The 15,109-nt window shown below is 38.4% G+C and carries 14 protein-coding genes; 12 read left to right on the plus strand and 2 right to left on the minus strand.

Going from position 1 to position 15,109, the window contains the following annotated elements:
- The first annotated feature begins 90 nt into the window (after window positions 1-90).
- A complete protein-coding gene (locus ACH8E3_RS02955) occupies window positions 91-1,311 on the plus strand; it encodes an extracellular solute-binding protein (protein ID WP_458631104.1) in 1,221 nt (406 codons plus the stop codon).
- Here the strand turns inward: ACH8E3_RS02955 and ACH8E3_RS02960 are convergent.
- Window positions 1,300-2,400 (minus strand): coiled-coil domain-containing protein, encoded by a 1,101-nt coding sequence (locus ACH8E3_RS02960; protein ID WP_458631105.1) that lies wholly within the window; start codon window positions 2,398-2,400, stop codon window positions 1,300-1,302. The genes ACH8E3_RS02955 and ACH8E3_RS02960 overlap by 12 nt on opposite strands.
- Window positions 2,401-2,555: 155 nt before the next feature.
- Entirely contained in the window at window positions 2,556-2,792 is a 237-nt protein-coding gene (locus tag ACH8E3_RS02965; protein WP_458631106.1) for a DUF2626 family protein, read from the minus strand.
- Between the two features lie 327 nt (window positions 2,793-3,119).
- On the opposite strand from ACH8E3_RS02965, the gene ACH8E3_RS02970 reads away from it, so the two are divergent.
- The 11 genes from ACH8E3_RS02970 (at window position 3,120) to mraZ (ending at window position 15,094) form a co-directional block, all read left to right on the plus strand.
- A complete protein-coding gene (locus ACH8E3_RS02970; RefSeq protein ID WP_458631107.1) occupies window positions 3,120-3,770 on the plus strand; it encodes an RsfA family transcriptional regulator in 651 nt (216 codons plus the stop codon).
- A gap of 130 nt (window positions 3,771-3,900) precedes the next feature.
- Window positions 3,901-4,881, plus strand: coding sequence for a ketopantoate reductase family protein (locus ACH8E3_RS02975; RefSeq protein WP_458631108.1), 981 nt, complete (start codon window positions 3,901-3,903; stop codon window positions 4,879-4,881).
- A gap of 4 nt (window positions 4,882-4,885) precedes the next feature.
- A complete protein-coding gene (locus tag ACH8E3_RS02980) occupies window positions 4,886-5,272 on the plus strand; it encodes a DUF3397 domain-containing protein (protein WP_458631109.1) in 387 nt (128 codons plus the stop codon).
- Window positions 5,273-5,468: 196 nt separating this feature from the next.
- On the plus strand, window positions 5,469-7,145 hold the full coding sequence (locus ACH8E3_RS02985) for a peptide ABC transporter substrate-binding protein (RefSeq protein ID WP_458631110.1): 1,677 nt from the start codon (window positions 5,469-5,471) through the stop codon (window positions 7,143-7,145).
- A gap of 198 nt (window positions 7,146-7,343) precedes the next feature.
- On the plus strand, window positions 7,344-8,276 hold the full coding sequence (locus ACH8E3_RS02990; RefSeq protein ID WP_458631111.1) for an ABC transporter permease: 933 nt from the start codon (window positions 7,344-7,346) through the stop codon (window positions 8,274-8,276).
- 3 nt (window positions 8,277-8,279) lie between these two features.
- On the plus strand, window positions 8,280-9,230 hold the full coding sequence (locus tag ACH8E3_RS02995) for an ABC transporter permease (RefSeq protein ID WP_458631112.1): 951 nt from the start codon (window positions 8,280-8,282) through the stop codon (window positions 9,228-9,230).
- An 11-nt stretch (window positions 9,231-9,241) separates the two neighbouring features.
- Window positions 9,242-10,234, plus strand: a complete 993-nt coding sequence (locus ACH8E3_RS03000; protein WP_458631113.1) for an ABC transporter ATP-binding protein — start codon at window positions 9,242-9,244, stop codon at window positions 10,232-10,234.
- A complete protein-coding gene (locus tag ACH8E3_RS03005; RefSeq protein ID WP_458631114.1) occupies window positions 10,231-11,160 on the plus strand; it encodes an ABC transporter ATP-binding protein in 930 nt (309 codons plus the stop codon). Before ACH8E3_RS03000 ends, ACH8E3_RS03005 begins: the two co-directional genes overlap by 4 nt.
- A gap of 219 nt (window positions 11,161-11,379) precedes the next feature.
- Complete coding sequence (gene bshC / locus ACH8E3_RS03010) at window positions 11,380-13,014, plus strand: bacillithiol biosynthesis cysteine-adding enzyme BshC (RefSeq protein ID WP_458631115.1); 1,635 nt, start codon at window positions 11,380-11,382, stop codon at window positions 13,012-13,014.
- Window positions 13,015-13,038: 24 nt separating this feature from the next.
- On the plus strand, window positions 13,039-14,307 hold the full coding sequence (locus ACH8E3_RS03015; RefSeq protein ID WP_458631116.1) for an adenosylhomocysteinase: 1,269 nt from the start codon (window positions 13,039-13,041) through the stop codon (window positions 14,305-14,307).
- A 349-nt stretch (window positions 14,308-14,656) separates the two neighbouring features.
- A complete protein-coding gene (mraZ, locus tag ACH8E3_RS03020; protein WP_458631117.1) occupies window positions 14,657-15,094 on the plus strand; it encodes a division/cell wall cluster transcriptional repressor MraZ in 438 nt (145 codons plus the stop codon).
- The last annotated feature ends 15 nt before the right edge of the window (window positions 15,095-15,109 follow it).

Genomic DNA, 15,109 nt, shown 5'->3' on the forward strand with positions numbered 1-15,109 from the left:
TGGGAGAAATTTTTACAAATAATGGTGGGACAAACCAGGTGTTTGTTTGCTAAAATGGTCTCATATGTTTGAGGGGGGAGATATAGGCAAATGAAGCGTAAAAATCATTTGATCTTATTTGCGATTTTGCTATTGTCTTTAACGAGTTTATCTCCAAGTCTTGATTTCACTCAGAAAGACTTGCGAAGAACAAATAATACTTCTTTGAATCCTATGGATTTGGACTCACCGAATTTAGATGATGACCGTTCACCAATGCATATTTCTGTTCAAATGAGCCAGAGTGATTTCAAAAGTCTAGAAGGAATGAATCAAAGGTTTAATCAAGAAACAGGAATAAAGACTGTTCTGACTAATTATACAGAAGAGATAGGTTCTGAAGAAATCTCGCGATTGTTAGCTATAGGAGAGGGCCCAGATATCCTTTTAATGAAGAGTGAATGGGTAAAAGGATTTGCTACCAAAGGATACCTACTACCCGTGGAATCTTATCTCAAGAGTACCTCAGGAAGTGATACCTTAAGACTATTGCTGCCAACGGTGGAATGGAACGGTTATCATTGGGCGACACCTTACGATATGAATCCCTATGTGTTAATATGGCAACAGGATATTTTAGCTACAATGGGTATGGATGAGGTGCCTACTACGAATAAAGAATGGATGGATTTTTTAAGTAAACAAGGAAGTAGAGAAGAGCAAATATTGCTTGGATTAGATGCAAATGATCCCCATGCACTAGCTACATTTATGGCAGGTTTCGGTTCTGATCTATTGCATCCAGATGAAGAGACATTACAGTGGTTGGAACAAACACTTCCATATATATATGTTAAGAACAAAGAAACACAAGATGATGGGAAGTTAATTGAAGAACATGGCATGCCTCTATACCTTGTTCCTTATTCTGATATGGCGGAACCCAAGTATGATGGATTAAAGGTGAAGATTCCAGAAGATTTCTATAACCAAGCTCCTGTATTTCTACGAAGTACTTCTATCGCAGTGACATCACAGACCATATTATCTGACCAAGCGGCAGAGTGGATTGATTATATGATATCTACGTACAACCAACAGCAATGGTTAGAGACAACGAAGCGCTTACCAGCATTGAGAACGATCTATGAGAAGGAACCAAGTCATATTCAATACATTCCTTATGGACTCCAATGGTTACAGGAACCTAAGAGATTTAAAGAGGAACTAGATCTTAAGGTCAGCCCGTCTTGGGAAGCGTTAACAATAGCAGTGAAACAATTGCTAACAGGTCAGATAGACATGGATGAATTCAAAAAATTATATCGTTAATTTTAATGTGATAACTAAATGATTCTTAGATGTGGTAACGGATGTTGCTTTCACAAAAGACATAAGTTTTTGGGGGTAGAATCCAAGGTCAAATTCTTCCTCCAATGCACGGCAGGTTGTATCGGGTAATTGCAGATTATTGAACAAGAGCTTGTTGACTTGAAATACAATGCCATTTTTGGGTTCATTGATCAAGCTATAACTTCCTTCAATGGAAAGTGACAGATTGCCACTTTGACCTGAAGCTATAATAGAGTCCTCATTGAATTGGAAGGCAAAGTCATTGAATAATTTATTTTTAGAGCGCAAAAATGTGTTTAACTGATCTTCTGTGATGTCGATTGTATATGTTGAGCCGTTGACTCGCATCATACCTTTTGTATTCTGTATAAACGTAGGTAAATCATTCATTGCTGAGGCAAGTGCTTTGAAATATCGTTTGACCTCATATAATCCAACATTCTCCCAATATATATTAAATTCATTCATCATTTGTCGCATTGCCTCGGGATTATCGCTTAGATTAAGAGTACCATTTATCGATTGTTGAAAAGCTAGTATGCGCTCACGTTGTGTTAGAAGATTGTTTTTGATTCCAGCAAGTTCCTCTGAATTGATCTTGATTCGATGTTGGGTGGATTGGAGATCATTGTAGTTCGTCTTATATGTACTTAGAATTTCTTTGTCATGACTAATAATAAGATCATAATAATTATAGATTCGAAGCAAATCACTAATATTATGGATCGAAAGAAAGGCCGAGTGTAAGAAGTCTCTTTCACCCATATAGTATGAGCGGACTATTTTACCTGCACGGTCTTCTTTATCGAGGATTTGATGTTGCATCTGAATGAGTTCTGTCTCCAATCTAGCTTGTTCCTGTTCCATCGCCTTCATTCGTGTATGTATACGTTCAATTTCATGATCAATCTCTATGATGGACAAGCTTTGCTCGAGTAATTGTTGTGTTTGTTTATCAAATGGAATGGACGGGTCAGCATGTGAGATCCCACTAGAATAATGGATGGAGCTAAGTAATAAGAATAAGAGTATACATCCAATGATATATTGGCATTTTTTAATGAGCACAAGGTTGTCCTCCTTTCGATGTCATGTATTAACTATATGTAGGGGGAAATGGTTTTAGTTATTATACCTTTTATAGCTAACTATAAAAACGACTTTTCTATCCTAAATATAGGACGGAAAAGTCGTTTTCTGGTCATGCGATTGGTTGCTGAAAGTTAGACCGGCATATCCATCATAAATACAGTCCAGTAACTAAAACCTGTAAATGTGACTATCATGTAAGCCCAAAATAGGAGAATATAGGTTCTCTCTGTGAAATTCATGTAACCTAAAATAACGAAGAAGGCAGTTTGTAGAAAGAACAATAACGCCATCTCCACCATACCTCCAGCATAGGCCATTAGCCCAATGGCAAGAGTGAAAAAGCCAAGCGTTCGAAACATGCGTCCCACATTCATATCCCCTTTCTATATGTACGGTCAAAGTTATCTATGCTCTATTATAGCGGTTACAGAATTAAGTGTAAATGATGAAATTAATAAAATCTCTATTTTTGTGATGTATGTTATAGATTTAATAATTCGGGTCATTTAGGGATAAACTTCAATTGCGTGTATGAGTAATCATAAAAGTGGTAATACAAAATAGTATCAAATAGATTCTATGAACTCTAAGAGAGGCATAGATATGAATTAAGCAGCTTTAATACCAGAATCATTATCGAAACGATTGGTTATGAAGATGGTTATTTTAGGACGTTGTTAGGAGGGTTTGATTGCATGACAGCCGTAAGACAAGATGCATGGAGTGTAGATGACGATTTAATATTGGCAGAAGTAACTTTGCGATATATTCGTGATGGTGGTACACAGTTATCGGCGTTTGAAGAAGTTGGGGAACGCATCAGTAGAACTTCAGCTGCATGCGGGTTTCGATGGAATAGTTTTGTTCGTAAAAAGTATGAAGAAGCGATTAGTATCGCTAAGGCTCAGCGTCAGAAGCGTAGCTATTATAAGAAACAACCTGCAGCAATGAGTTTTCAGGTTGCTAGCTTAGCTAAAGTGGAAGACGATAGTAATTATTATAAAATGGATGGATTGAGTGAAGAAACATTGTCTATGGAAGCGGTTATTCGGTTTTTGAGACAATGGAAAGGTACGGTTCAGGAGAATAGTAGACAGTTGAAGATGCTTGAGAAGGAGCTCCGCGAAAAAGATGATGAGCTAGAACAACTGAGGCATGTAAATGAAAGACTATCTAAACAGGTGAACGAGGTTCAAACGGATTATCGAGTCGTAAATGACGACTATAAGGCATTAATTCAAATTATGGATCGTGCTCGACGGTTAGCCTTTCTAAATGAGGATGATGATGAGAGTAGATCCAGATTTAAAATGGATGCTAATGGGAATCTAGAACGACTTGAATAGTTAGATAAGATTCTATAAAAAGCCTGAACAGCGTATTCTATAAACTCTGTTCAGGCTTTTTATGCAATAATGATTGGATATAAGTATAATGTTATTACAAAGATAGATGATTCGGATGGGAGATAGTGAGTTGATAATTGACATTATCGGTGGTGGGTCACTAGGACTACTATTTGCAGGTAAATTAGTATCTAATGGTATTCGAGTACGTTTATGGTGTAGAAGTGTTGAACAATCACGTCTGCTAACAACGGAAGGACTTTATGTGGAAATGACGAGTTCGAGCTCGGCAAATGACATAAGGGGTTTGAAGATAGATGCTGATGTAATGGATCATTTCTTAGATACATGGGCTAAGCATCCGGGGGATTGGATATTCTTGATGACGAAACAAAAGGATGTCGAAGAGATCGTATCTAGCTATTTAAGAAGAATGGATGAGTTATCGTTACACAAAGTAAAAGGAATTGTTTGTTTTCAAAATGGCGTAGGCCATTTAGCGGTATTAGCTTCTGTAAACCCAAGTTGGTCAATTTACGCTGCGATCACAACAGAGGCGGCAAATACACAGGCCTATAATAAAGTTAACCATGCAGGACAGGGAGTTACTTTAATGGGTCAATCTATACATAATAAGAATGGTCAAGAAGTTTTTTTGCCAAAAGATGAGAACGAGCTCGTGAATATTCTTAATAAAGCAGGATTTAAATGGGATCTGTCGAATGAAATCGATAAGTTTATCTATCGAAAATTATTGATTAATGCGGTTATTAATCCTTTGACAGCGCTATGGGGAATTACAAATGGTGAGTTGTTAGCAATGGACAGTAGAATGGATATGATGAGGAAACTTTTTGACGAAGGAACGGCTGTGTATGATGCTTGTGGCATTGCATGGGATACTGATCTATGGAATCAGATATTACATGTATGTGAGATGACTTCAAGGAATACATCTTCCATGCTAAATGATATAACGAGAAGTCGACCTACTGAAATACACTGGATTAACGGTAGCATCGTTACGTTAGCTGAAGCACATGGGATAGAAGCTATCTATCATAAGAAGATGGTTGAATGGATTGAGGAAATTCATAGGGTGGAGGAGTGAAAGCATGGAATTATTACGTAATTCTTTAATCGTATTTTGTATTCTTCCTTTTTTTCCGTTCTTATTCGTATATTTCATTCACCTTAAGTGGAAGAATAATAAACGTAACGCCTTATTAATAGCAATGGACATTACAACCATATTTCTAATTGTGGCTGTGTCTGCTTTATTTAACAATATTTTTGATAATCAATTTGGATTTTATTTAATTTTGTTATTCCTTCTGATTGGAGTAGGCATGATTGGCGGGGCGCAGAATCGAATGAAAGGGAAGGTAGATGTCACGCGAATGGTTAGAGCTGTATGGAGGATGACATTCGTTATTATGATGTGTAGTTATGTCATATTCACAGTCATTGTATTGTTCAGCTATATATATAAATCGATGTAAGTACAATTGTAGATCCCAAGAAAGTCAAGTGTTATACATAAATAACGCGATTTTTTTTATATATAATTGTCTAAAGTCGTAATAATGTAATTGAATGTGGACGATTTTTAATAATAATAAAATGTTATGTAGATTTTTTTGACCGCTGGTTGTATAATCAATTACCATATACTAATTTGCTAGGGGGATATATCAGATGAAACAAAGAAGATTGTTGAGTATGCTAGTTCTCATCTTGATCGTAAGTACTGTTCTTGCAGCTTGCGGATCAAACAATAAAGATGAGGGAACCGCAGACAAAGGTAAGAATGCAACAAATGAAGCACAGGGAACAAAGGATCAGGTGCTTCGTATTAACATGAGTGCAGAACCACCTACATTTGATCCAGGACAAGCACAAGATAGCCAAGCGAATACAGCTCTTAAGTTAATGTATGAAGGTTTGGTACGCATGGATGAGAGTGGTAAAGAGATTCCAGCTGCTGCTGAATCATGGGAGATCTCTCCAGATGGTTTACAGTATAAATTCAACATCCGTAAAGATGCAGTATGGAGTAATGGTGATCCTGTAACAGCTAATGACTTCGTGTTTGGATGGCAGAGAGTTCTTGACCCTGCTACAACACCTGCACCTCCTTACGCATATCAATTAGATTACATTAAGAATGCAACCAAATATAATAAAAAAGAAATTACTGACTTCGCAGAAGTTGGAATTAAAGCAACAGATGAATATACATTAGAAATAACACTAGAGAACCCTACACCATATTTCTTGGGTCTTACTTCCTTCTATACGTATTTCCCTGTTCATAGTTCTGTGAAAGATAACGCAACATGGGCTACAGATTATAATTCAATGATTACGAATGGTGCTTTCAACTTGACGAATTGGACAACAGGTCAAAAACTTGAGTTCACTAAGAATGAAAAGTACTGGGATAATAAAAATATTAAATTAAGCAAAATTGAAGCATCTCTTGTAGAAAGTGGCGATTCTGAATTATCAAGTTATAAGAGTGGACAACTTCATTATGCTGGTGCGCCGAACGGGGAAATTCCTTCCGATGCGATTCCATCCTTGAAGAAGGATCTACCTAATGAATTTAATATTAAAGGAACTGCAAGTACGTATTACTATCAATTTAACAATACTGCGAAACCTTTTGACAATGTTAAGATCCGTAAAGCATTTGCAATGGCTGTAAATCGCCAAAGCATTGTAGAGCAAGTAACACTTGGTGGACAATTGCCTGCATTTGGTTTCGTACCACCAGGTATCAAAGGTTCAGAAGATGAATTCCGTAATGAATTTAAAGATGGTTACTTCACTGAAGATATTGAAGCAGCTAAGAAATTACTTGCTGAAGGTATGGCTGAAGAAGGATACACAACACTTCCAGAGATCACGGTGATTTATAACTCTAGTGAGAGCCATAAGAAAATTGCATTGGCTATTGCTGATATGTGGAACAACAACTTGGGTGTAGCTGTGAAGACAGAAAACCTTGAGTGGGGAGTATTCTTAGAAACTCGTCAAAACTTGAACTACCAAGTAGCACGCGCGGGTTGGAGTTCTGACTATAATGATCCTATGAACTTTATCGACCTATGGACAACAGGTGGTGGTAATAACGATACTGGATTTAGTAACGCTGCATATGATCAGTTAGTGAAAGATGCACGTGTATCACAAGATAATGTAGAACGTATGGCAAGTATGGCAAAAGCAGAGAAAATTCTCATAGAAGACGAGCAAGCTATTTTACCGATTTACTATTACACCAATGTATCGCTAACAAAGGAAAATGTTAAAGGTATTTCCATTGATTATAGTGGTGCAATTGACTTTTCACGTGCTTACATCGAGTAGTTTGGCATTTGAAGTTAATTAGTTACTTCGGGATGTATATGTGGAACACCATATATATCCCGTTTTTTTGTCTGTGATTATGACTATTCCAAGGATTACAATCTTAGGTAAATTAAGTGATTGGAATTAATCCTTGTAATCTATTATTATAAATATGATGTATTGGGAAGTACTTTGTTGACGGAGGTGTAAATAGGGATGTTTCGTTATATTGCTAGTAAATTCTTTTATATGCTTCTTTCGTTGTTCATATTGATATCTGCCACGTTCTTTCTCATGCGAGCGATCCCAGGTGATCCCTTTCAATCTGAAAAGAAGGTCTCTGCTGAAATGAAAGCACGTCTTATGGAGCAGTATGGATTGGACAAACCAGTATACCAACAATATGGTAAATACTTAGGTGATATTGCCACAGGTGATTTCGGGATATCTATGAAGAAGCTGAATCAAAATGTATCAAAAATTATTACAGACACATTCCAAACGTCTCTGAAGCTTGGAGCTGTGGCCATTGTTGTTGCTGTAGTGATGGGAGTTCTTCTGGGGATGCTCGCAGCGTTATATCATCGGAAGTTAATTGATAATGTGGCCATGGTGTTTGCTGTATTAGGTATGTCTGTCCCGAGCTTTGTACTTGCTTCTCTCTTGCAGTATTACCTGGCAGAGAAAGCAGGTTGGTTTAATGTTCTTGGCTTCGACAGTCCAATGGACTACGTTCTTCCTGTCATGGCGTTGTCAGCGCAACCGATTGCCTTTATAGCACGACTTACTCGTTCGAGTATGCTAGAAGTGCTACAAGCGGACTATATTAAGACAGCGAAAGCTAAAGGTCTGAATTGGTTTACAATTATGTTCAAGCATGTAATTCGTAACGGTATACTACCGGTTGTTACTTATGTTGGTCCAATGACCGCTAACATTATTACGGGTTCTGTTGTTATCGAACGAATATTTGGTATTGGTGGTATTGGTAAAGTGTTCGTTGATTCAATTACCAATCGTGATTACACGTTAATTATGGGCGTTACTATTTTTTATGGTGTTATTCTTATGCTCGCAAGATTTATTACAGACATTGCCTACGTCATGATTGATCCAAGGATTACATTCGCCAAGAGAAAGGAGGGCTAACGGTTGGATAATAATCAGATTCAGAACCCAACAGAACAGGTCGCGTTAACTCCTGATGATTTCCGTAAGATTGGCACGGATGAGAAACAATCTGAGGTTATTCAAAGAGAGAGCTTATCCGCTTGGAAAGACGCATGGCGTCGACTTTGTCAAAATAAGCTTGCAATGACTTCACTTATTATATTGCTTCTTATAATTGTAGCATCTATTTTTGGTCCACTTATTTCGCAGTTTGACTATAAAACCAATAACTTGTCATTAACTAATCAGGCACCGTCCTCTCTTCATTGGTTCGGTACAGATGAATTGGGTCGTGATATGTTTGTTCGTACATGGATGGGTGCTAGGATTTCACTTATTGTTGGTTTAGCGGCTGCTATGATAGATCTAATTCTAGGTGTTATCTATGGTGGAACGATGGGTTATTTCGGTGGACGTGTTGATGAAATTATGAACAAGTTCTCTGAAATTCTATACTCCATACCTTATTTGTTGGTAACCATTCTATTGTTGGTCGTACTGGAACCAAGTTTAAGTACGATCATTATTGCACTGACAATAACGGGATGGATTAATATGTCATGGATTGTTCGTGGAGAAATGATTCAATTGAAGAATAGAGAATTCGTATTAGCTTCTCGTTCAATGGGAGCAGGATCAGGTCGGCTAATATTCCGACACCTTCTACCTAATGCAGTTGGTCCGATTATCGTTACATTAACATTATCTGTACCAAGTGCTATTTTCTCAGAGGCATTTCTAAGTTTCTTAGGATTAGGTGTACAAGCACCAGTAGCATCGTTGGGATCAATGATTAATGATGCATTAACGGGTTGGCAGTATTATCCGTGGCGGATGTTATTTCCTGCCATTCTAATCAGCTTAATCATGCTTTGTTTCAATATTTTCGGTGACGGTCTTCGGGACGCACTGGATCCTAAATTAAAGAAATAGGAGGTGGAATCATGGAGCCGATCCTACAAGTGAAAGATTTGCACGTATCATTTCATGTTAATGGGGGAGAAGTTCAGGCTGTTCGCGGCATGAACTTTGAGATTGGTGAAGGTGAGACGGTGGCGATTGTCGGAGAATCTGGTAGTGGTAAGAGTGTTACCGCACAAACAATTATGCGATTAATTCCTTCTCCACCTTCACGTATTAAGAAAGGTGAAGTTATCTTTCACGGAGAGAACCTTCTTAAAAAGTCGAATAAACAAATGGAAGCAATTCGCGGTAAAGATATTGGTATGATCTTCCAAGATCCAATGTCTTCCTTGAATCCTACCATTAGAATTGGTAAACAAATCACTGAAGTTATGATAAAGCATCAGAATATGTCATCTAAAGAAGCAAAGAAACAAGCCATAGAAATGTTGAAGCTTGTTGGTATCAAGAATGCTGAGAATCGATTCAATCAATACCCGCATGAGTTCTCTGGTGGTATGCGTCAGCGTGTTATGATTGCCATCGCGCTATCTTGTCGACCTTCACTATTGATAGCTGATGAACCAACAACTGCTCTGGATGTTACAATACAAGCTCAGATCTTGGAAGTTATGAAAGAAATGCAACAACGTCTAGGCACATCGATTATCTTGATTACGCATGATCTTGGTGTCGTAGCAGGGATGTGTGATCGGGTTATCGTCATGTACGCTGGTGAAATGGTAGAGACAGGTACGGTTATGGAGATATTCAAGAATCCTAAACATCCATATACGAAAGGGCTTCTTCGTTCTATGCCTCGTCTAGATCAGCAACGAGGCGAGCAACTTATTCCTATCATCGGTACACCACCAGACCTTATTAAGCCACCATTAGGATGTGCTTTCTGTGCCCGTTGTGACGAGGCAATGAAAGTATGTGAGACCATTAATCCAGATGCAACCTTATTTGGTGATACACATGCAGCACGCTGCTGGAACTTGCATCCAATGGCTCAGAAGGGTGATGAATGATTATGAGTCAATCATTAATTCAAGTCAATGGATTGAAGAAATATTTCAATGTTGGACAAGGCAGTATATTGAAGGCTGTAGATGATATTAGCTTCTCCATTAAACAAGGTGAGACGTTAGGTATGGTTGGAGAATCTGGTTGTGGTAAATCAACAGCAGGTCGTACTATACTTCGTCTATATGAGCCAACTGCGGGAAGTGTTACTTTTAATGGTACGGACATATACAAATTAACACCTAACAAGATGAAGGCTATGCGTCGTGACATGCAGATGATATTTCAGGATCCGTATGCTTCGCTTAATCCTAGATTTACAGTATCGGATATTATTGGTGAAGCATTCGATATTCATAAATTAACGGACAGTCGTAAAGAACGTAAGAAAAAGATTGAAGAATTATTGGATATGGTTGGTCTCAATCCAGACCATGCCACTAGATATCCACATGAATTCTCTGGAGGACAACGTCAGCGTATTGGTATTGCTCGTTCACTTGCTGTGAATCCCAAATTCATCATATGTGATGAACCAATCTCTGCGTTAGATGTATCCATTCAAGCACAAGTGGTGAATCTGCTCAAAGATCTACAGGATCGTATGGGATTAACCTATTTATTCATTGCACATGATCTTTCTATGGTTAAACATATTAGTGATCGTGTAGCAGTGATGTATCTAGGCAAAATTGTTGAATTAGCAGATAGTGAAGAACTGTATAGCAATCCGATCCATCCATATACAAAGACTCTTCTATCCGCCATTCCAATCCCAGATCCTGAGATTGAACGTAATAAGAAACGTATTATTATGCCTGATGATCTTGCAGGTCCAATCCATGATGCGAATGGATCAAGTGAGGAAATAGTAGATTCAAGACTAGTGGAAGTATCGAAAGGGCATTGGGTCGCAGCACCTTATGCTTAATGATCTTATACTCATAATACATTGAAACCGTCGAGAAAATCGGCGGTTTTTTTAAAAAGTAAAAAGGGATAAGAATGTACTGAGTTAGTTTGTTTGGATTTGCTTGTGCTATAGTGGAACTATCTTTTGACTACGAGAAATATATTAGATACAATCAAGTAAGAATTTTAGATAATCTGCCTGGATTATTTTATAGTATAGAAATAGGAGGTACACTCGATGGAAGTTGTTAGTGAACCACTACAGTGTGGCTCAAAGCTTGTTGATGATTACATTCATCACTATGAGAAGGTTGCACCACTGTATGGAGAAGATTATCGCGCGGATAGCACTTGGACTGATCGAGTGAAGTGGTTGGACCAATCGGAGCATAGACGGGTGGATCGTCAAGCATTAGTTGAGGTATTAAGAGAATATAATGAGAAACATAATGCCCATGATGCCGTACATACATCACTATATATGTTAGGACAAGCAGACACATTAGTTGTTACGGGCGGTCAACAAAGCGGTCTCTTTATAGGGTCAATGCTTGTGATCTACAAAGCAATGACGATTATCCTAACAGCAAGACAAGCGCAACAACGCCTTAAACGTTCGGTAGTACCTGTCTTTTGGATAGCTGGTGAAGATCATGATTGGGATGAAGTTAATCATACGTATATGGGATCATCAGAATATCCAGAGCCCACGAAGATTATGTTGCAAAAACATATGAGATCGCGTACATCGGTTAGTCTGACACCTGTAACAACAGAAGAATGGTACCAAGTAATGAAGGTGTGGAGAGAGAACTTACCGGACAGTGATGTAAAGGAAGAAATGATAGTCAAAATTCAGCATGCGGTGAATAATTCGCATGATCTTAGTGGTGCTTTTGCCAAGCAATTGGGAGATATCTTTGGAGAATATGGGCTTGTATTGCTGGATTCAGCAGATCCTCATCTACGAGAACTGGAGTCGCCCATTTTCCAGTCTATCATTAAGAAGAATCAATTGTTGGGACGTGCCTATCAATCTTCTGCAGATCAGATCACTGCCTTAGGTTATAATTTACAGGCGGATGTAGCGGATGATGGTGCTAACCTATTCTATCTTCATGAGGATAATAGACTACTCTTGTTAAGACAAGATGGTAAATTCATGGATCGCAAAGGCTTGGTGTCTTTCACAGAAGCTGAATTATTGGATATGCTAGATAATCATCCAGAGCGATTCAGTAATAATGTTCTTACACGACCGATAATGCAAGATTCATTATTCCCTGTTCTAGCGAGTGTCTTAGGTCAAGGAGAGATTGCCTACTGGGCTATCACACGACAAGCTTTTGAAGTGATGGGGTTACAGATGCCCATATTACTTCCAAGGATGTCCTTCACGCTACTAGATAGAACGCAAATGAAGTATATGGAGAAATATGATCTATCCTTTCAGGATGTACAATACGACTATGAAGAGCGCCGAGAGCAGTGGTTATCGAATCAAGATTCATTGCACATCGATCACAGATTCAATGAGATACAAGCAGCTTTTGAACAAATGTATATGCCTCTTCTCGATGATCTTGGTAAAATGCAAAAAGGATTGCGTACCTTGGGTGAACGGAATAAGGAGAAGATTAAGCAACAAATATCTTATTTGGAACTTAAATCTAAGGAAGCTCTGGAACATCGACATGAGGCGGAGCTTCGTCAGTGGAGTAGAATCAATACGTCCTTATTTCCGCTAGGTAAGCCACAGGAGAGAGTATATAATGTATACTATTATTTGAATTGTTATGGCATATCCTTCATTAAAGATTTGATGGAATTAAATATAGATTACTCAGAAGAACATCGATTGATATTGGTGTGAATCTTAAAATATCGGGGGGAAACAATGAATTCTAAATCGATTAAGAACAGTATTGTAAGGGATATGAGTCTAGCACCCGAAGGACATTTGAAGATTGATTGGGTAGAGGCGCATATGCCTGTATTGAATCGGATACGTAAGCAGTTTGAAACAGATCAACCTTTTAAAGGATTAAAAGTAGCGATATCTCTTCATTTGGAAGCCAAGACAGCCTACCTTGCAAAGGTGGTACAAGCTGGAGGTGCTGAAGTTACGATTGCTGGAAGTAATCCTCTATCCACGCAGGATGATGTATGTGCGGCTCTAGTGGAAGATGGTGTAACTGTCCTAGCCAAGCATAACCCAGAACCAGCGGAATACAAACAAATGTTGATCGCCTTATTAGAGACGAAGCCAGATTTAATTATCGATGATGGTGGAGATTTAGTCACTATCCTTCACAAGGAAAGACCTGATCTTCTCGTAAATATACGGGGTGGAGCGGAAGAGACAACGACGGGTATTCTGCGTTTAAAAGCAATGGAAAAAGATCAGATGTTACAGCTCCCGATGGTTGCTGTCAATGATGCCTATTGTAAATACCTTTTTGATAATCGGTATGGTACAGGCCAATCTGTCTGGGATGCGATCATTCGGACAACGAACTTGGTTGTAGCTGGTAAGAACGTTGTAGTTGTAGGTTATGGTTGGTGTGGAAAAGGTGTAGCCATGCGTGCTAAGGGCTTGGGTGCTAATGTTATCGTTACTGAGGTTAATCCAATCAGGGCTGTAGAGGCCCATATGGACGGATTTCATGTGATGCCAATGGTTGAGGCTGCGAAGCTAGGTGATTTCTTTATTACGGTCACAGGCAATCGCGATGTTATTACTGGTGCACACTATGATGTGATGAAAGACGGAGCTATTCTTGCAAATGCAGGACACTTTGATGTTGAAGTGAATAAGCCTGAACTACGACTTCGTTCGAGTTCTGTGCGTACGGTACGTCGGAATATTGAAGAATATCAATTTACAGATGGACGCAAAATGTATTTGATTGCGGAAGGAAGATTAGCCAATTTAGGTGCGGGGGATGGTCATCCTGCAGAAATTATGGATATGACCTTTGCATTGCAGGCGTTATCCTTGAGATATGTAAATGAACATTATGAAGAACTAGGTAAAGCCGTAATTAATGTTCCCTATAGCATTGATGAGCAAGTAGCGAAATTCAAATTAGAGAGTATGGGGATTTCATTAGATACATTGAGTCCAGAACAAGCAACTTATTTAGAGAGCTGGAATACCAACTAATAACACTCCAAATGACACTATGATGTAGATAAGGTAAGTCCCAATTCGTGGGGCTTACCTTTTTTTATGGAAATAGTGTTGTTATTACTGGGGTATTTAGACCTATATTTCAAGTGGTGAAGGATACCGTTGAAAGTGTTAAAGCGACTTAAATGGCTATAAATATATGCTTTTCACTCTAAATACGTACCGTAGTTTGATAATATGTGCAGGAATAAGAGTCTTTGGACCTACAAAGGGAGTTTCCTATATAAAAGAAGGACTTTGATTTTTAATGGCGAATCTAGTATTGTTAAGTGGGGTAAAGTGGTGCAAAGTGGGGGAATCGGACTAAGGAGTGAGAAGAACAATGTTTATGGGAGAATTTCAACATAGCATTGACACGAAAGGCCGAATTATTATCCCGGTCAAATTCCGTGAACTTCTTGGCAGCTCATTCGTTGTTACTAGAGGGTTAGATCAATGTCTTTTTGTCTATCCGATAGAGGAATGGTCTTTACTGGAGCAGAAACTTAAAACACTGCCACTTATGAAATCTGAGGCTCGTGCTTTTACTAGATTTTTCTTCTCAGGCGCTACCGAATGTGAATGGGATAAACAGGGCAGAGTAAATCTACCAAGTAATCTTAGAGATTACGCTAAATTGGATAAAGAATGTATTGTTCTAGGTGTATCTAATCGAATGGAAATATGGAGTAAACCGATTTGGAATGAATATTACAATCAATCTGAGGAAACATTTAACGATATTGCTGAAAAGTTAGTCGATTTTAATTTTGATTTCTAATGGTTTGGGGGGAGT

This window comes from Paenibacillus sp. CMAA1364, from assembly GCF_054373195.1.